The 16,530-nt window shown below is 72.5% G+C and carries 15 protein-coding genes; 7 read left to right on the forward strand and 8 right to left on the reverse strand.

Annotated elements, in window-relative coordinates; all coding sequences use genetic code 11:
• Positions 1–119: 119 nt before the first annotated feature.
• Both OG390_RS08770 and OG390_RS08775 read right to left on the reverse strand, forming a co-directional pair.
• Entirely contained in the window at positions 120–1,646 is a 1,527-nt protein-coding gene (locus tag OG390_RS08770) for a hypothetical protein (RefSeq protein WP_406166424.1), read from the reverse strand.
• Between the two features lie 163 nt (positions 1,647–1,809).
• Positions 1,810–2,514 (reverse strand): GntR family transcriptional regulator, encoded by a 705-nt coding sequence (locus tag OG390_RS08775; protein ID WP_406166426.1) that lies wholly within the window; start codon positions 2,512–2,514, stop codon positions 1,810–1,812.
• 221 nt (positions 2,515–2,735) lie between these two features.
• Here OG390_RS08775 and OG390_RS08780 point away from each other — a divergent pair, with 221 nt between their 5' ends.
• Genes OG390_RS08780 through OG390_RS08800 form a run of 5 tightly spaced genes read left to right on the forward strand, consistent with a single transcriptional unit; the run spans position 2,736 to position 7,259 of the window.
• A complete protein-coding gene (locus OG390_RS08780) occupies positions 2,736–4,055 on the forward strand; it encodes an MFS transporter (RefSeq protein WP_406166428.1) in 1,320 nt (439 codons plus the stop codon).
• Positions 4,052–4,882, forward strand: coding sequence for a putative hydro-lyase (locus OG390_RS08785; protein WP_406166430.1), 831 nt, complete (start codon positions 4,052–4,054; stop codon positions 4,880–4,882). Before OG390_RS08780 ends, OG390_RS08785 begins: the two co-directional genes overlap by 4 nt.
• Before the next feature lie 46 nt (positions 4,883–4,928).
• Complete coding sequence (locus OG390_RS08790; protein ID WP_406166431.1) at positions 4,929–5,687, forward strand: LamB/YcsF family protein; 759 nt, start codon at positions 4,929–4,931, stop codon at positions 5,685–5,687.
• 50 nt (positions 5,688–5,737) lie between these two features.
• Positions 5,738–6,355 carry an allophanate hydrolase subunit 1 gene (locus OG390_RS08795; RefSeq protein WP_406177566.1) on the forward strand — a complete coding sequence of 206 codons (618 nt, stop codon included), beginning with the start codon at positions 5,738–5,740 and terminating at the stop codon, positions 6,353–6,355.
• A gap of 34 nt (positions 6,356–6,389) precedes the next feature.
• Positions 6,390–7,259, forward strand: coding sequence for a biotin-dependent carboxyltransferase family protein (locus tag OG390_RS08800; RefSeq protein WP_406166433.1), 870 nt, complete (start codon positions 6,390–6,392; stop codon positions 7,257–7,259).
• Positions 7,260–7,284: 25 nt separating this feature from the next.
• Here OG390_RS08800 and OG390_RS08805 read toward each other — a convergent pair whose 3' ends face one another.
• The 5 genes from OG390_RS08805 to OG390_RS08825 all read right to left on the reverse strand — a co-directional run bounded on the left by OG390_RS08805 (position 7,285) and on the right by OG390_RS08825 (position 12,662).
• Positions 7,285–8,139, reverse strand: coding sequence for an SGNH/GDSL hydrolase family protein (locus OG390_RS08805; protein WP_406166435.1), 855 nt, complete (start codon positions 8,137–8,139; stop codon positions 7,285–7,287).
• Positions 8,136–9,290, reverse strand: a complete 1,155-nt coding sequence (locus OG390_RS08810; protein WP_406166437.1) for a glycosyltransferase — start codon at positions 9,288–9,290, stop codon at positions 8,136–8,138. Before OG390_RS08810 ends, OG390_RS08805 begins: the two co-directional genes overlap by 4 nt.
• Entirely contained in the window at positions 9,287–10,411 is a 1,125-nt protein-coding gene (locus tag OG390_RS08815; RefSeq protein ID WP_399076132.1) for a glycosyltransferase family 4 protein, read from the reverse strand. The genes OG390_RS08810 and OG390_RS08815 overlap by 4 nt, the downstream gene beginning before the upstream one ends.
• Before the next feature lie 139 nt (positions 10,412–10,550).
• On the reverse strand, positions 10,551–11,969 hold the full coding sequence (locus tag OG390_RS08820; RefSeq protein WP_406166439.1) for a HEAT repeat domain-containing protein: 1,419 nt from the start codon (positions 11,967–11,969) through the stop codon (positions 10,551–10,553).
• A 300-nt stretch (positions 11,970–12,269) separates the two neighbouring features.
• Positions 12,270–12,662, reverse strand: coding sequence for an ankyrin repeat domain-containing protein (locus tag OG390_RS08825; protein ID WP_406166441.1), 393 nt, complete (start codon positions 12,660–12,662; stop codon positions 12,270–12,272).
• Between the two features lie 337 nt (positions 12,663–12,999).
• Here OG390_RS08825 and OG390_RS08830 point away from each other — a divergent pair, with 337 nt between their 5' ends.
• Positions 13,000–13,194 carry a hypothetical protein gene (locus OG390_RS08830; RefSeq protein WP_399076138.1) on the forward strand — a complete coding sequence of 65 codons (195 nt, stop codon included), beginning with the start codon at positions 13,000–13,002 and terminating at the stop codon, positions 13,192–13,194.
• Positions 13,195–13,231: 37 nt separating this feature from the next.
• A complete protein-coding gene (locus OG390_RS08835; RefSeq protein ID WP_406166443.1) occupies positions 13,232–14,833 on the forward strand; it encodes an ATP-binding protein in 1,602 nt (533 codons plus the stop codon).
• 162 nt (positions 14,834–14,995) lie between these two features.
• Here the strand turns inward: OG390_RS08835 and OG390_RS08840 are convergent, their stop codons facing one another.
• On the reverse strand, positions 14,996–16,495 hold the full coding sequence (locus OG390_RS08840) for a PLP-dependent aminotransferase family protein (protein ID WP_406166445.1): 1,500 nt from the start codon (positions 16,493–16,495) through the stop codon (positions 14,996–14,998).
• Positions 16,496–16,530: the final 35 nt, after the last annotated feature.

Consider the following 16,530-nt stretch of genomic DNA (forward strand, 5'->3'; position numbering starts at 1 on the left):
GATCTGAAGAACCGGGGCGAGGGCAGCCCCGTACGGGGCGCTGGGCGTGACCTCGTGCGGCTCCGCCGAGTGGGCGCGACCAGCCACAGCCGGCCCGCGGCAAGAGGACGACCCGCGGTTCACGCCGCCTCCGTCCGGTCGGCCGCCATCCCGGCCGCATCCAGCAGGGCCGTCCCCACGATGAGATCCGCCCCACCGAACTCGGGATCGTCCAGCTCGGTCCCGTCGTCCACGGCGAACAGCAGCTTCTCCTCGCCCTGCCGGTACGCGGTACCGACCGGCGGACTGGCCGCGTGGACGGCCAACAGGGCAACGAGGTAGGGCAGTTCAGGGTCGCGGCGGCGGGCCTCGGCCAGCAGCCCGGACAGCCGCCGCGGCGCATCGGCCGGCAGGTCGAGCAACTCCATCGCGCCGACGAGCTGCTCCTCGCTGAACCGACTGTCGTCGGGGGTGGCGATGAGATCGGGCTCGGGCATCTCCGCCCCGAGGTGCTCCCGCTCCAGCGGCGGCGTCAGCAGAATGTCGACCAGGTCCCCCACCCGTACGGCCACAGGCGTGCGCAACCCCGTCCCGCGCGCGAAGAACGCGTCCGTCACGCGCAGCGCCTGCTCCACGGGCAGCGGCAGCACGGGCGCCACGAGATGACCGTAGAGGTCGATGCCGGAGGTCGTCATGGGGGTGGCGAAGGCCTGCCGGTCCTGCTCGGCGCGGAACAGCGGGCCGGCCTCCAGGAGCCGGGACTGCAGTTGCGTATGCCTGCGGATGCAGTCCTTGACGATGTCGACGAGCTCGGCGGCGCGGCGCTTCTGCTCGGGGTCCTCGGACTCGTCGCGGGCCTTGCGGATGTTGGTGAGGATCGCGTTCTCATGGCGGTAACGGTCGGCGACGTGGTCGAGGGCCTCGGCGATCATGTCGGGCACGGCCTGGAGCCAGTCGACGGCGCGCACATTGCGCCGGGTCGCGTCGAGGGCCCTGCGAAGCGTCTCCGAGTACTGCACGGTCCGGTAGCGGGCCTGCTCGGCGGCGAGCTGGGCGTCGGCGAGCCGGCCGCGGCTGATCAGCACCTCGAGCTTGACCTCGGCGGCGATCTGCGCACTGGTGACGTCGGTGTCGAGGGCGCCGACGAGGACGTTGACCGCTTCGTCGGTCGTCCGGAGATAGACACTTCCCCCGTGTCCGGGCACCTCCTCGATCAGCTTGAAGTCGTAGTCGCGGCGCACATAGGAGCCGTCCGGGGCGAAAGTGCCGTATACGGCGCGGAAGCCGCGGTCGACACTGCCGACGTTGATCAGGTTCTCCAGCACCCAGCGGGCCACGCGCTCGTGCTCGGCAACGGTCCGCCGCGGGGCCTGGGCGGCGATGCGCGGGATGAGCCTGGCCACTATCTGGTCGTGGTCGGCGCCCGTGTCGAAGTCCATGTTCAGTGTGACGAGGTCGATGGCGGCGAGGGCGACCTCGGCCATCCCGTACACCGTGTACTCACCCGCGAGGTTCGCCTTGCGTACGTCGAGGTCGTGCAGCGGCGCGGTGCAGGCGAGCGCGCGCAGCCGCCGCGCCAGGCCCTCGTCGGCGGCCGGGCCCGGAGCGGGGCGCGGCCCCGCGCTGAGCTGGGGCGGAACGCTGTCCGTCGATGCAGGCGAAGTCACGGTGCACAGACTAGGTCCTCGGTCTGACAACGGTCGAAACGACGCAGAAGGCCCTGGCTGTACCGCTGCTTCATGATCGCGGCCGATCCCCGGTGACCTGTGCCGTGCGGCCGGGGAACGAGTCGTCGCCCCGTGCCTCGTGCTCGTCCCGTCCCGTCCCGACTCAGCCGATACCCTGCCCGCCGTCGGCCACCCGCCGCGCGTACACCTCCACGAGCCCCTTGAGCGAGTCGTCGAGATAGACCGCGAGCAGCCGCTCGGCTCCGTCCCGGTCGCCCGCCTCGAGGGTCCGGAGGATCTCACGGTTACGGGCGAGATAGGGCTCGTGGAGGCGCTGCGGGTCGTCCACCACGTGGAAGGCAAGGCGCAGTTCGGCGAAGACGCTGCGCATCAGCTCATCGGTGCGGGCACTCCCGGCGAGCGCGACCAGCTCCCGGTGGAAGTGGATGTTGGCGGTTGAGACACCTTTCCAGTCACCTTCGCGTGCCGCCCGCCGCCCGTCGGCGACGGCCTGGGCGAGGCCGTCCACGGCGTACGGCGGCTCGCCGAGGCCGCGGACCACGGCGCACTCGACGAGACCGCGGGTGCGGTAGATGTCCTCGACGTCCTCGACGGTCAGCACCCGGACGAAGACCCCGCGATTGAGTTCGTGCACCAGCAGCCGCTCATGCGTGAGCAGCCGGAACGCCTCGCGCAGGGTGTTGCGCGAGACGCCGAGCGCCCCTCCGATGCTGTCCTCGGACAGCCGCGTGCCGGGCGGGAAGAAGCCCTCGGCGATGCGACTCCTGAGGATGTCGGAGACCCGCTCGGCGGTGCTGGTGCGGCCCAGCAGGGCGCGATCGTCGGCCAGTCCCGTCAGCTCTGCCACGCCCGGAATTCAATCGCAGATACAAGAACGAAACAACATGGGTATTGAGGGATCGTTCAACGATCCTCTACCTTGGCGGTCAGGCGCCGCCCGCTCGACCGCACCGCATCCCTCTGCACCGCCGCGGCGCTCACCGCTTCCGCACGGCACGGCCCCGTTCTCGACTCCCGCACGGCACGGCTCAATCCCCAGCACCCTCCGTCCCTCACTGTGAGGTGCCCATGAGCACGACCCCTCCACCCCAGGCCCTGACGGCCGACGCCCGGCCCGGCGCCGGTGAACTCACCGTTCAGGAAGGCGCGTTCGCCTGGCTGCGCGCGCTCGGTCCGCGCGGCCGCCGCGCCTTCGCCGGCGCGTTCGGCGGCTACGCCCTCGACTCCTACGACTACTTCACACTGCCGCTCAGCATGGTCGCGCTGGCGGCGTACTTCGGCCTGGACAGCGGCCAGACCGGCCTGTTCACCACGGTCACACTGGTCGTCTCGGCGGTCGGCGGTGCCGTCGCCGGTGTGGTCGCGGACCGGATCGGACGTGTCAAAGCGCTGATGATCACCGTGGCCACCTACGCGGTGTTCACCGTGGCCTGCGGTTTCGCGCCCAACTACGAGACACTGCTGGTGTTCCGCGCCCTCCAGGGCCTCGGTTTCGGCGGCGAGTGGGCGGTCGGCGCGATCCTGGTCGCCGAGTACGCGAGCCCCAAACACCGGGGCCGTACGCTCGGCGCGATCCAGAGCTCCTGGGCCGTCGGCTGGGGGCTCGCCGTGCTCGTCAACACCCTTGTCTTCCAGTTCCTGGACGCCGATCTGGCCTGGCGCGTGATGTTCTGGTCCGGCGCGCTGCCCGCGTTGCTCGTCCTTTGGGTGCGGCGCCACGTGCATGACGCCCCGGAGTCGGCCGAGCGCCGCGCGGACAGCGCCGAGAAGGGCTCGTTCGCGGCGATCTTCAAGCCGGGCAGGAACGGCGCGCCCGGGCTGCTGCGGACGACGGTCTTCGCGGGCCTGCTCTCCACGGGAGTCCAGGGCGGCTACTACACGCTGGCCACCTGGGTGCCCACGTACCTCAAGACGGAGCGCGGACTGTCGGTCGTCGGCACCGGCACGTATCTCACGTTCCTGATCTCCGGAGCCTTCATCGGCTACCTCACGGGCGGCTGTCTCACCGACAAACTTGGCCGCAAGCGCAACATCCTGCTCTTCGCGATCCTCTCCGCGGCATGCATCCTGGCGTACGCGAACATCCCCAGCGGCGCCAACACCCTTCTCCTTGTGCTCGGTTTCCCGCTCGGCTTCTGCATGTCGGCGATCTTCAGCGGCTTCGGCTCGTACCTCAGTGAGCTGTACCCGACGGCGGTGCGCGGCACGGGGCAGGGCTTCACGTACAACACGGGACGCGCCGTGGGCGCCGTCTTCCCCACCACCGTCGGCTTCCTTGCCGACAGCTGGGGCGTGGGCGGTGCGCTGGTCTTCGGCGCCATCGGCTACGCCCTCGCCGCACTGGCCCTGATCGGACTCCCCGAGACCCGTGGGAAGGAACTCCTGTGAACGACACCGTCCAGGACCGCCCGGTGAGCCTGCTGGAAATCGACGGCCACGCGTGCGCGTGGACACCCAACGAGGCGCGCGCCCAGTTCCGTTCGGGCGTGTCGGGCCCCACCGCCGGAGTCGCCGCGGGCCACACCCAGGCGAACCTGATCTCGGTGCCCGCCGACTGGGCCTACGACATGCTGCTGTTCTGCCAGCGCAACCCGAAGCCCTGTCCGGTCCTCGACGTCACCGACGCCGGTTCCTGGAGCACTCCGCTCGCTCCGGGCGCCGACCTGCGCACCGATCTGCCGCGCTACCGGGTGTGGGAACACGGCGAGTTGGTGGACGAGCCCACCGACGTGGTCGACCGCTGGCGCGACGACCTGGTCTCGTTCCTCATCGGGTGCAGCTTCACCTTCGAGTGGGCGCTGAGCGAGGCGGGCGTCCCGATGCGCCACATCGAGCAGGGCCGCAACGTGTCCATGTATGTGACGGGGCGCCAGTGCCGTCCGGCCGGGCGGCTGCACGGCCCGATGGTGGTGTCGATGCGCCCTGTCCCGCCGGAGCATCTGGCCGCGGCGATCAGGGAGAGCAGCCTGCTGCCCGCCGTGCACGGCAGCCCGGTGCACTGCGGGGACCCGTCGGGGCTGGGCATCGAGGACCTCTCGCGCCCCGACTTCGGCGATCCGGTGGGCGCCGCACCGGACGACATCCCAGTGTTCTGGGCCTGCGGAGTGACACCGCAGGCGGCCGTGATGGCGTCCCGCCCGCCCTTCGCGATCACCCACGCGCCCGGCCAGATGTTCCTCACGGACACCCGCGACGAGCAGTACCGCGTGGTCTGAGAACAGCCGCCGACATCACGGCCCGACGAAGGAGAAGACCCACCTCATGACCCCGATCGATCTCAACGCCGACCTCGGCGAGGGCTTCGGCCGCTGGCGCCTCACCGACGACGAGCAGCTGCTGTCCGTCGTCACCAGCGCCAATGTGGCCTGCGGTTTCCACGCCGGTGACGCGTCCACGATGCGGCGGGTGTGCGAGCTGGCGGCCGAGCGCGGTGTGCGGATCGGCGCCCAGGTCTCCTACCGGGACCTGGCGGGGTTCGGGCGGCGCGCGATGGACGTGCCGCCCGACGAGCTGGCCGCCGAAGTGGCGTACCAGATCGGCGCCTTGGAGGTGTTCGCGCGCGCGGCGGGCACGCGCGTGTCGTACGTGAAGCCGCACGGCGCGCTCTACAACCGCGTCGTGCACGACGAGGAACAGGCGGGGGCGGTCGTCGACGGTGTCGTGCTCGCGGACGCCGGCCTGCCCGTCCTCGGCCTGCCCTCCTCCCGCTTCCTGAAGCTGGCCGAGCAGGCGGGACTGCCCACCGCCACCGAGGCGTTCGCGGACCGCGCATACAACGAGGAGGGCACCCTGGTGCCGCGCACCCAGGACGGCGCGGTGATCACGGACGCGGACACGGTGGTCGAACGCTCGGTGGGGCTGGCCCACTTCGGCACGGTGACCTCCCGCTCCGGGGAGCGCATCCCGGTCCACGCCCGCTCCCTGTGCCTGCACGGAGACACGCCGGGCGCGGTGGAGCTGGCCCGCCGGGTGCGCGCCCGGCTGGAATCGTCCGGCGTCCGCGTGGAGGCCTTCGTATGAGCGCACTGCCTGCCGGGGACGGGAGGAGGACTCCGTCCGCCGGCGACGGCATGAGGGCGCTGCCCGTCGGCGACCGCGCCCTGCTCGTCGAGGTCTCCTCGGGCGACGCGGCCCAGGCCCTGCACGCCGAACTGCTGCGCCGCCGCGCGGAGGGCTCCCTGTCGGTGCGGGAGATCGTCCCCGCGGCCCGCACGGTCCTCCTGGACGGCCTGGACGACCCCGCGCGCCTGGCGGAGCGGCTCCCGACATGGGACATCCCGCCGCTGCCCGCGCGCGCCGACGAGGCGATCGAGATCCCCGTACGGTACGACGGTCCCGACCTGGCGGATGTCGCGGCTCTGTGGGGTGTGCCCGAGCAGCTGGTGCCCCAGATCCACGCGGCGGCCGAATTCCGGGTCGCCTTCTGCGGGTTCGCGCCTGGCTTCGGCTACCTCACGGGCTTGCCGGCGCGCTACGGCGTCCCGCGCCGGGCGACTCCGCGTACGACGGTTCCCGCGGGTTCCGTTGCGCTGGCGGGCCCATACACGGGCGTGTACCCGCGCTCGTCGCCGGGCGGCTGGCAGCTGATCGGGACGACGGACGCCGTGTTGTGGGACCACGCTCGCGTGCCGGCCGCGCTGCTCGCTCCGGGCGCCCGGGTCCGCTTCGTACCGACGAGGTGCCCGTGACCGACCCGGCCCTCTTGTCAGCACCGAGGCGCTCATGACCGACCGTGCCCTCTCCGTCGTCCGGGCCGGGGCCCTGACCACCGTCCAGGACCAGGGCCGTCCCGGCCACGCGCACCTCGGCGTACCGCGCTCCGGCGCCCTCGACGAGCCCGCGGCGGCGCTGGCCAACCGGCTCGTGGGCAACCCCTGCGAAGCGGCCGTTCTGGAGACGACACTCAACGGGTGTGCCCTGCGGCCGCGTTCTGCGGTCACCGTGGCGGTGGCGGGAGCGCCCTGCCCGGTCACCGTGGACGGGCGACCGGCCGCCTGGGGAGCGCCCGTACGCGTCCCCGCCGGAGCACTGCTGGACGTCGGCCACGCACGAGCCGGGCTGCGCGGCTATGTGGCCGTCTCCGGTGGAGTGGCCGTGGACCCGGTCCTCGGCAGCCGCTCCACGGACCTCCTCTCGGGCCTCGGCCCCCCGCCGCTCTCGGACGGCATGGTGCTCCCCCTGGGCCGCCCGGACACGCTCCACGCGCGCGTGGACGTCGTCCCGCACGTCGCTCCGCCCGCCGAACTGGTCCTGCGCGTGACGACGGGCCCGCGAGACGACTGGTTCACGGAGACGGCCGTGCGCACCCTCCTCACCGGCGCCTACCGGGTGTCGTCCGCGAGCAACCGCATCGGCCTGCGGACGGAAGGGCCCTCACTGAAGAGGGCCGTTTCCGGCGAACTCCCCAGTGAGGGCATGGTTCTGGGCGCCGTCCAGGTGCCACCCGACGGCCGCCCGGTCGTCTTCCTCGCCGACCACCCGACCACCGGGGGATACCCGGTGATCGCGGTCGTCCGTTCCACCGACCTCGCCGCGGCCGCTCAGGCGGTCCCGGGCACGCCGGTCCGCTTCGTGACCGTACGCCGCCGCTGAGTGCCCCCGCGCAGCCGCTGACCCGTCATGCCGCGTCCGGCTGTTCGGCCACTGAAAGTGCGGCCAGCGCGGACGCGACGGCGTGCGAGGCACTCAGGTCGAGCCGCGCACTGGTGCCTCGCGCCCGGTGGCGCACCTCGGCGGCGGCGAGCGTGAGCAGCTGCGGCAGCAGGTCCGTGCACCGCCGGGCCACCCACCCCGTCCCGGCGGTGGCCAGCCACAACAGACTCGCCGACCGCGTGGGCGCGGGAAATTCGGGCTCGGCCGAGGGCGCGGCCCCCGTGGCGATGCCCTGCTCGGTCAGCAGCGCATGGAACCGGAGGGCGAGTTGCCGGTGCCCCTGCTCCCCCGGGTGGAGCCGGTCCGCGCTCCACATCGCCCGGTCCGTCAGCCACTCCTCCTCCGCGGCATGCAGATGCACCGCCCCGTACCGCTCGGACAGCGCGTGCACGACCGTGTTGACGGCCCGCTGCCGCCGGGCCAGCGGGCGTGCCAGCGCGCCCGGCAGACCCAGCATGGAGCCGGGATCCGGCAGACAGGCCGTCATCACCACTGCATCCCCAGCCCGGAAGGCGGCGTACACCTTGTCGAGCCGCGCTGCCACGGAGTGAATGTCGAAGGTGCAGCGCAGGGTGTCGTTGACACCGATCACGACAGAGACGACGTCGGGCTCCAAGGCCAGCGCCGCCGGTGTCTGCCGTTCCAGCACATCCCGCGTCTGCGCCCCGCTGACGGCGAGGTTGGTGAACTCCACGGGCGTGTTTGCGGGGGCCAGCCCCTGCGCGAGCAGTGCGGCCCACCCCCGCCAAGTTTCCCCGACCGGGTCGCCGACGCCTTCGGTCAGCGAGTCCCCGAGGGCCACGAACCGCAGCGGTCTCATCCGACGCCCTCCTGCGCGCGCGGGCGCACCGGAACCGTCGCGTCGTGCGCGGCGAGGAAGCCCTCCACCGCGGCGTCCCAGCCGAAGCACTCGGCACGCGCGCGTGCGGCCTGCCTGCGCTCACCCTCGGGACGCCCGAGCAACAGCCGTACCGCGTCCGCGAAGGAGTCCCCGCTGTCCCCCGCGGTGGCCCCGGCGGACCCGACGACCTCCGGCAGGGCGGACAGGGCGCTGGCCACCACGGGCGTGCCGCAGGCCATCGCCTCCAGGGCGGCGAGCCCGAACGTCTCGGCGGGCCCGGGGGCCAGGCACACGTCGGCGGAGGCCTGCAGCGCACCGAGCACGGCGCGGTCGGAGACGTGCCCGAGGAAGGTGACGGGCAGCCGCCGCTCCCTGGCGCGCTGTTCGAGCCGGGTCCTGAGCGGTCCGTCCCCGGCGACGACGAGCACGGCCCGCTGTCCGCGCCGCAGCAGCGCCTCCAGCGCGTCGAGTGCCGTGCCCGGCCGCTTCTCGACGGACAACCGGGAGCACATCACGAGCAACGCCTCGTCCGCGCGCGCGTGGTGGGCGCGCAGCCCGGGGTCCCGCAGCGCGGGGTGCCGACCCACCAGATCGACGCCCAGCGGGGCACGTACGACATTGCGGGCGCCGATGCGGACGAACTCGCGCTCGGCGAACTCCGTGGTGCATACGACCCGCGCATAGGTGTGCGCCGTACGGACGTTGAGGGCGTCGGCGGTCCGCCGGGCCATCCCCTCGGGAAGGCCCCAGGTCCGCAGCACTCCGTCGGCGGTCTCGTGGGAGACCATCACGGCGGGCACCCGGGCCCGCCGTGCCCACACTCCGGTCCAGCGCAGGGTGGTCCGGTCGGAGACTTCGAGGCGGTCGGGTGCGAGCGACTCCAGGAGCCGGGCCACGCGCCGCTTGTCCGTGAGCACGCGATAGCCGCCGGTCCCGGGCAGCAGCGGCCCGGGGAGCGTGATCACCCGACCCTGTTCGGTGTCGCGGTCGCTCGCGCGCTCGCCGGGGTTGATGAGCACAGGTTCGTGCCCGGCCGCCCGGTAGCCGGCGCCCAGCTCCCGCAGCGCGGTGCGCAGGCCGCCGGACGCGGGGGCGACGAAGTTGGCGAGCCGTACGATGCGCAGGCTCATGCCGCCACCAGCTTCCGCGCCGAGAGCACATCGGCGTAGTGCCCGATGAGCTGGTCGCCCACGGCGGCCCAGGTGCGGCCCTCGACCATGGCACGCCCGGCGGCCCCGTAGGCGGTACGGACGGCCGGATCGGAGGTCAGGGCCCACACCGCGTCGCGCACGGCGGCCGCGTCGCGCGGCGGCACCAGCAGCCCCGTACGCCCGTGGGCCACCAGGTCGAGCGGCCCGCCCGCCGCGGGCGCGACGACGGGCACCCCGCTCGCCATGGCCTCCTGCACGGTCTGGCAGAAGGTCTCGAAGGGGCCCGTGTGCACGAAGACGTCCAAGGAGGCGAAGATCCGGGCGAGTTCGTCGCCGGTGCGACGTCCGAGGAAGACCGCGCCGGGAAGCGCGCCCTGCAAGGTGGTTTCGCTCGGCCCGTCGCCGACCACGACGACGCGTACGCCGTCCAGTCCGCACGCCCCGGCGAGCAGTTCGACCTGCTTCTCGGGGGCGAGCCTGCCGACGTAGCCGACGATCAGCTCGCCGTTCGGCGCCAGTTCACGACGGAGTGCCTCGTCCCGGCGGTCGGGACGGAAGCGGACCGTGTCCACGCCGCGCGGCCACAGCCGTACCCGGGGCACACCGTGTGCCTCCAGGTCGTGCAGGGCCGCGCTGGACGGGGCGAGCGTCCGGTCGGCGGCGGCGTGCACGGAGCGTATGCGCCGCCACGCCGTGGCCTCACCTGCGCTGATGTACGTGCGGGCGTAACCGGCGAGGTCGGTCTGGTAGACGGCCACGGCGGGAATGCCGAGCCGGGCGGCGGCCGCCATGCCGCGGACGCCGAGGATGAAGGGGCTGGCCAGGTGGACGATGTCGGCGCGGTGTTCGGTGATCGCCGCGGCGACGCGCCGACTGGGGAGGGCGACGCGGACCTGGGGGTAGCCCGGGAGCGGTAGGGAGGGGACACGGATGACGGGGCACGGCGCGAGAGCGTCGGGCCCGCTCCCGGCCGCGGTGGCCGGGGCGACGACGAGGGGAGCGTGACCGCGATCGACGAGGTGCCGGGCGGTCTGGAGCGCGCAGTGGGCCACGCCGTTCACATCGGGGGGAAAGGATTCGGTCACGATGACGACACGCATACCCGTGTTGTCGCCGCACCGGACGTGGCCGCGTCAACGTGGATCTTTGCGAACGGTGAACGTCCCATGAGCGTTGCGCTGCACACCCGAGCAGGTCGGCCCCCGTCCATGCCCTCCTGACTCCGGGGTCACCGAACGTTCATACGGCTGGCATGTCGGGCCCGATCCGGCTCCGTACCGCTGTCTGGACGTCCGCCTCCTCGGCCGGATCCGCCGCCAGCCGGCGCAGCTGATCCACCACACGGGCATCACCGGTCTCGGCGTGCCGGGCGGCCACCTCGCGCGTGGTCTCCTCGCAGTCCCACAGGCACTCGACGGCGAAGCCCGCGGCGAACGAGGGGTCGGTGGTGGCCAGGGCACGGGCGGCGCGCCCGCGCAGATGGGATGACGCGGTCTCGCGATAGATGTGCCGCAGCACGGGTGCGGCACAGGCGATGCCGAGCCGTCCGGTGCCGTCGACGAGGGTCCACAGGGTCGGTGCGTCGGGGCCTTCGCCCCGTACCGCTTCCCGCAGTGCGCCCAGGACCAGTTCGCTGTCCTGCGCTCCGCCCCGGCAGGCGAGCATCCGTCCCGCGGCGGCGCCCAGAGCGTCGGGCCGGTGCGCCCAGCCTCGTGCCCGGTCGACGGCGGCGACACTGCGCATCCGCTCGAAGGCGTCGACGGCGGCCTCGGCCACGGTCGTCGATCCGTCCGCCACGGCTGTCTCGATCAGGTCGAGGGCGTCCGGATCATTGCTGTCGGCGAGATAGCGCAAGGCGGTGCAGCGCGCTCCGTCGCCACCGCCGCGGGCGGCCTCGACGATCTCGGGCCGGTCCTCGGGGCCGGCGACGGCGGTGAGGCAGCGGGCGGCCGGGACATGGAGCGCGGCGCCGCGGTCGATGCCCTGCTGCGCCCAGTCGAAGACGGCCTGGACGCTCCACCCCGGACGGGGCCCGGACGGTCGCATCTGCCGCTGCCAGCGATCGAAGGAGCCCTGTTCCTGAGCGGCACGCACGCGCGTGCCGATGGATTCGCGCGGATCGTCGGCCCACAGGCGCCAGGGCCGTGGCTCGAAGGCGTCGCGCACGGCGGCGGCGAGTTCGGCCTCGCCCTCCGCGTCGGCCGGGAAGCGGGCGAGTACGGGCGCGGCCAGGGCGCGCAGACCCGCGTCGTCGTCGCGCAGGGCCAGCTCGTCGAGGGCCCAGGCCCAGTTGGTGCCGAAGGCGGCGTACCTGCGCAGCAGTTCGAGCGCGTCGCGCCTGCCGTACGAGGCGAGGTGCCCGAGGACCGCCAGGGCGAGCCCCGTGCGTGACTCGCACGTGTCGAGGACGTCCTCGGCGTCGAAGAGGTGCCGCTCGATCTCGTCGAGCTCACCGCTCAGATCGAGATAGAGACGGGCGTAGTACAGGGAGCGGTTCTCCACCTGCCAGTCGTGGCGGGGATCGCGCAGCACACAGTGGTTCAGTGCCGCGAGCGCTTCGGCCCGCGGTGCGGTGAGCGCGTGCAGCGTGCCGTCGCCGCGGCCCCTCTGGAGCAGGCCGAGCAGCGTTCCGCTGGGCGCTATGACCGGATCGAACATGGGAAACAGCCTCACATCAAGCGTCGACGCAACCGGGATCCTGCATTACCTGGCCGCGAGACAACACGTCGGAGCGCCCGCCGTTTCTTGCTTGCTGTAGACCATCTTCCTCTGCCTCTCGTCGGTGGCCCATGCGGGCCGCATCACGGCCCGCGCGGTGCGGCAACACCTGCCCAGCCATCGCGTCCGTGAATCACGACGTCATGATGACCCAGCGGTTCTTCCTGCCGCGACCGCATTTCCGGCGGCCCCGTTCCGCCTCCCTTATTTCTCGCGTTTCGCCTGGTCAGGGCGTTCGAGTCAGTGTGCGCCGAACAATTCGAGCAGTTCCATCTTGCCGAACATGCGCGCCGTGTCCACGGCCGAGGGCGTACCCGCGGCCGGATCCGCGCCGCCGTCCAGGAGCACCCGGATCACGGCCGCCTCGCCCTTGAAGACGGCCCCGGCAAGCGGTGTCTGACCCCGGTCGTTGATGCGGTCGGCCTCGGCGCCGCGCTCCAGCAGGGCGCGTACCGCCTCGGCGTGGCCGTGGTACGCGGCGAGCATCACGAGCGAGTCGCCGCGGTCGTTGGTGAGATTGGCCGGAACGCCCGCGTCCACGTACGCGACGAGCGCCTCGGTCTCGCCACGACGCGCCAGATCGAAGATCTTGGTCGCCAGCTCCACGACCTCGGGGTCGGGGGCTTCACTCATCGGCGGACCGCCTCTCACAACGACTACAACGGGGACTGCGGGAGCTTACGACAGCGAGCGGAGCTGTCATGCCCGGGCCGGTACGGCGGCGAGCGGCGCCCCCGTACGGGTGAATCGCCAGCGTACTGGCTCCAAGAGCACATGACCGGCACCGTCACCGGCAAAGATCACAGCAGGCGCCGTCGGGCGCAACAGACCTGCTCGGGCGGCCCAAACGGCTCCGCCACTCTGGTGAAATCCGACGACATTCACCCAGTTGCACCTTTTATCGTATGGATACATCCTGTGATCCTGGAAGAACTCATGGTGACTGTCCCCACGACCCAGGAGAACTCAAATGATTCTGTCCATGTCAGGCGTCGTCCTGCTCGGCATCATCGTCTTCCTCTTCTTCCGCAAGGACGGGCTCAAGGGCTCGCACGCCTCCGTCTCCGTACTCTTCGGCTTCTACCTCGCGAGCACGGCGATCGCTCCGAGCATCAAGGCCGGCGGAGAGAGCCTGGCGAGCCTCCTTGGCGGGATCAAGTTCTGACGCCCCTCCCCCACACACGCACCATCAGGAGACAGCAGTGGCTCGGCGCCCTCTCCCCCGCATTCTGAGCAACGGCAGCGCGCAGATCGCCCGAAGCCGGGAGCTGGCCCGGACGGCAGCCGACGGCGCCACCGACGTTCTCCACCCGCTGATCACGGTCACCCGTGGACTGCGCCGGCTGGCAGGGGCCGGGCGGCGCAAGTGGGCCGCCACTCCCAAGGACCGGCGCGGGCCGCTGCTGTTCCTGGTGGCCTCGGTGATCCTGATCGTGGCGCTGGTGCCGTACGGACCGCTGCTCGCCGTCATCAGCCTGATGGCGGCGGCAGCCTGGACCGGCCGCGACCGCGCCTCGTCGAAGCCCACGGGCCCCGATGAGGCGCAGACCGGGCGGCTCAAGTCGCTGTACGAGGCCCTGGTCCCGTACTTCTCGGCGGCCGAGGATCCCGATCCCCTGTACGCCCACGGCGGCGACTGGGAGAAGGCCTTCTCCTCGTACGACTTCGACGACGACGGACGCGTGTCCCGACTCCTCATCCGCTACCCGGCCTACTTCACGGACGGCGAAGCGGAGTCCCGCGCCCGCATCGAGCACCTCCTGCACGCCAAGTCGGGGCGTGGCCGCGAGTACCACTTCGACTGGGACGAGGAGGGCAACGAACTCACCGTCAGCGTCCTCCCGCCCCTCCCCACCGACATCTCCGCCCAGCGCTTCGTCACCACCCCGGGCGAGACCGTCCTCGGCTTCACGGACCCGGCCGACGTCCAGCGCACACTCCCTCTCACCTACGGTGAGGAACAGCGGGACGTTCCCCCGGTCGTCTGGCGCACGGGGATCCGCTCCACGGAGCCGCACCTACTGGTGGTCGGCGAGCCCGGCAGCGGCACGACGACCCTCCTCCGCTCCATCGCCCTGCAGGCCCTTCAGTTCGGCGATGTCGTCGTCATCGAGGGGGGCGGCACCGGCGAGTACGCCTGTTTGACCGGGCGGGAGGGCGTGCTGGCCGTCGAGTGCGGTCTGGCGGGGGCGCTCGCCAGTCTGGAATGGGCCGCGCACGAGACGGAGCGGCGGCTGATCGCCGCCAACCGTGCCCGTCAGGCCGGTCATCCCCCGCCCGACGACATCAAGAACCCGCTGTGGATCCTCCTGGACCGGCCCAGCGCGCTCGGCCACCTGGCCGCCGCCGACGGGCGCAAGGATCCGCTGGCCCTCCTTCAGGTCCCCTTCCGGCACGGGCGCGCGGCGGGCGTCACGGTGGTCGTGGCCGAGCACTTCGACGGTCTGGAGCTCCTCAGCGACGCGATTCGCCAGCACACCCGCGCGCGCGTGGTGCTCGGTCCGGCCTCCTCCGCCCAGCTGGAGTCGATCCTGGGCGCGCCGCCGCACACGACCCCCACCCGGGACGTGCCGCCCGGCCGCGGGTACGCCCGCCTCGGCACCGGTGCCGTTCTGCGCCTCCAGGTCCCGGCCACGCCGGACCCGTACGACGACGCGACGAGCGAGTCCCATCGGCGGGCGGTTCTCGATCTCCTTCCGGAGCGGACGACTCCCGCGGATGCGGAGCCGGTGCCTGCGGATGCGGAGCCGCTGCGCGCGGATGCGGAGCCGGTGCCCGCGGAGGCGGCGGTGGCGGAGGGCTGAGGTCCGCAGCTGGATATGTCTTTCGCCCCCTCCGCCCCCCTGCCCTTCCCGTCCTTGGGGCTCCGCCCCCAACGCCCGCTCCTCAAGCGCGCCAGCGCAATACGGGGGCTGGGGGCGGCCCCCCAGGTACGGGACGGGGTAGGGGCGGTGGGGCGAGAACCCCTACGCCACGAACGTCCGCGGCGTCTCGTTCCCCCCGCTCGCCCCCGTCTCCACCAACCGCGCCGCCGCGGCCAACCGCACCGCCGCCTCCTCGGCCACCGCACCCCCCACGGTGAACGGCAACCGCACATACCCCTCGAAGGCCCCGTCCACGCCGAACCGAGGACCGGACGGCACCCGCACCCCCACCCGCTCCCCCACCTCGGCGAGCCGTGACCCCGACAGTCCCCCGGTCCGCACCCACAGCGTGAGCCCGCCCTTCGGTACCGAGAAATCCCATTCGGGCAGCTCCCGCCGCACGGCGGCGACGAGGGCGTCTCGGTTCTCCCGGGCCTGGCCCCGGCGAATGTCCACGGCCTGCTCCCATCCCCCGGTGCTGAGCAGCCAGTTGACGGCCAGCTGCTCCAGCACGGGCGTGCCCAGGTCGGCGTACGCGCGCGCGGCGACGAGACTGCGGATCACATCGGGCGCGGCCCGCACCCAGCCGATCCGCATGCCGGCCCAGAAGGCCTTGCTGGCGGAGCCGACGGTGATCACGGTCGAGCCGGCCGGGTCGAAGCCGCACACGGGGCGCGGCATGTCCAACCCCTCGTCCAGGTGCAGCTCACTCATCGTCTCGTCGACGACGAGCACGGTGCCCGCGGAACGCGCGGCGTCCACGAGCCCGCGCCGCTGGTGCTCGTCGGCAAGGGCTCCCGTGGGGTTGTGGAAGTCGGCCACCACGTACGCGAGACGGGGTGCCGCGTCCCGCAGGACCTGGCGCCAGCGGTCCATGTCCCATCCGGCGAGGCCCTCGGCCATGGCGACGGGCACCAGCCGGGCCCCGGCCTCGCGCATCAGCTGAAGGATGTTGGCGTAGGAGGGCGACTCGACGGCGATGCGCTCGCCGCGCCCGGCGAAGAGGTGGCAGATCGCGTCCATCGCGCCCATCGCCCCGGTGGTCACCATGATCTGCTCGGGCATGGTCGCAATGCCGCGGGCGGTGTACCGCTCGGCGATCATCGAGCGCAGCGCGGGCAAACCGGCGGGATAGTCGCCGTGCGTGTGCGCGTACGGCGGCAGCTCCTCCAGGGCGCCCTGCACGGCGCGGGTGAGCCATGGCTCGGGTGCGGGCAGCGCCGCGCAGCCGAGGTCGATCATGGATCCGAGTGCCTCGGGTGGCAGGGGTTCCAGGCCGCGCGCGGGCAGCGGGTTCCCGGCCGGCACGGCGGTCCAGCTGCCCGCGCCCCGGCGGGACTCCAGGAACCCCTCGGCCCGCAGCGCCTCGTAGGCCGCGGCGACCGTCGTACGGCTGACCGACAGGGACAGCGCGAGTTCCCGCTCGGCGGGCAGCCGCGCGGCGACCGGCACCCGACCCTCGAGCACCAGCAGCCGGATGCCGTCGGCGAGCGCGCGATAGGCGGGCGGACGGCGGGTGCCCGGCCCGGCGGGTCGCTCCTGCTGGGAGTTGAGGAGCCGGGCCAACTGTGCGGCACCCACCGCCGAAGTCCACTGCGCCATAATTCCCAGTCCACCTTCCCCGAATTGGCCATGGA

It is taken from the genome of Streptomyces sp. NBC_00996, from assembly GCF_045162675.1.
GTDB lineage: Bacteria > Actinomycetota > Actinomycetes > Streptomycetales > Streptomycetaceae > Streptomyces.

What these genes read in the sequence shown, in the direction of transcription:
- OG390_RS08780 (WP_406166428.1), top strand. Translation starts at nt 2,736, where the DNA reads ATGAGCACGACCCCTCCACCCCAGGCCCTGACGGCCGACGCCCGGCCC.
- OG390_RS08790 (WP_406166431.1), top strand. Translation starts at nt 4,929, where the DNA reads ATGACCCCGATCGATCTCAACGCCGACCTCGGCGAGGGCTTCGGCCGC.
- OG390_RS08795 (WP_406177566.1), top strand. Translation starts at nt 5,738, where the DNA reads ATGAGGGCGCTGCCCGTCGGCGACCGCGCCCTGCTCGTCGAGGTCTCC.
- OG390_RS08800 (WP_406166433.1), top strand. Translation starts at nt 6,390, where the DNA reads ATGACCGACCGTGCCCTCTCCGTCGTCCGGGCCGGGGCCCTGACCACC.
- OG390_RS08805 (WP_406166435.1), bottom strand. Translation starts at nt 8,139, where the DNA reads ATGAGACCGCTGCGGTTCGTGGCCCTCGGGGACTCGCTGACCGAAGGC.
- OG390_RS08810 (WP_406166437.1), bottom strand. Translation starts at nt 9,290, where the DNA reads ATGAGCCTGCGCATCGTACGGCTCGCCAACTTCGTCGCCCCCGCGTCC.
- OG390_RS08815 (WP_399076132.1), bottom strand. Translation starts at nt 10,411, where the DNA reads ATGCGTGTCGTCATCGTGACCGAATCCTTTCCCCCCGATGTGAACGGC.
- OG390_RS08820 (WP_406166439.1), bottom strand. Translation starts at nt 11,969, where the DNA reads ATGTTCGATCCGGTCATAGCGCCCAGCGGAACGCTGCTCGGCCTGCTC.
- OG390_RS08825 (WP_406166441.1), bottom strand. Translation starts at nt 12,662, where the DNA reads ATGAGTGAAGCCCCCGACCCCGAGGTCGTGGAGCTGGCGACCAAGATC.
- OG390_RS08830 (WP_399076138.1), top strand. Translation starts at nt 13,000, where the DNA reads ATGATTCTGTCCATGTCAGGCGTCGTCCTGCTCGGCATCATCGTCTTC.
- OG390_RS08840 (WP_406166445.1), bottom strand. Translation starts at nt 16,495, where the DNA reads ATGGCGCAGTGGACTTCGGCGGTGGGTGCCGCACAGTTGGCCCGGCTC.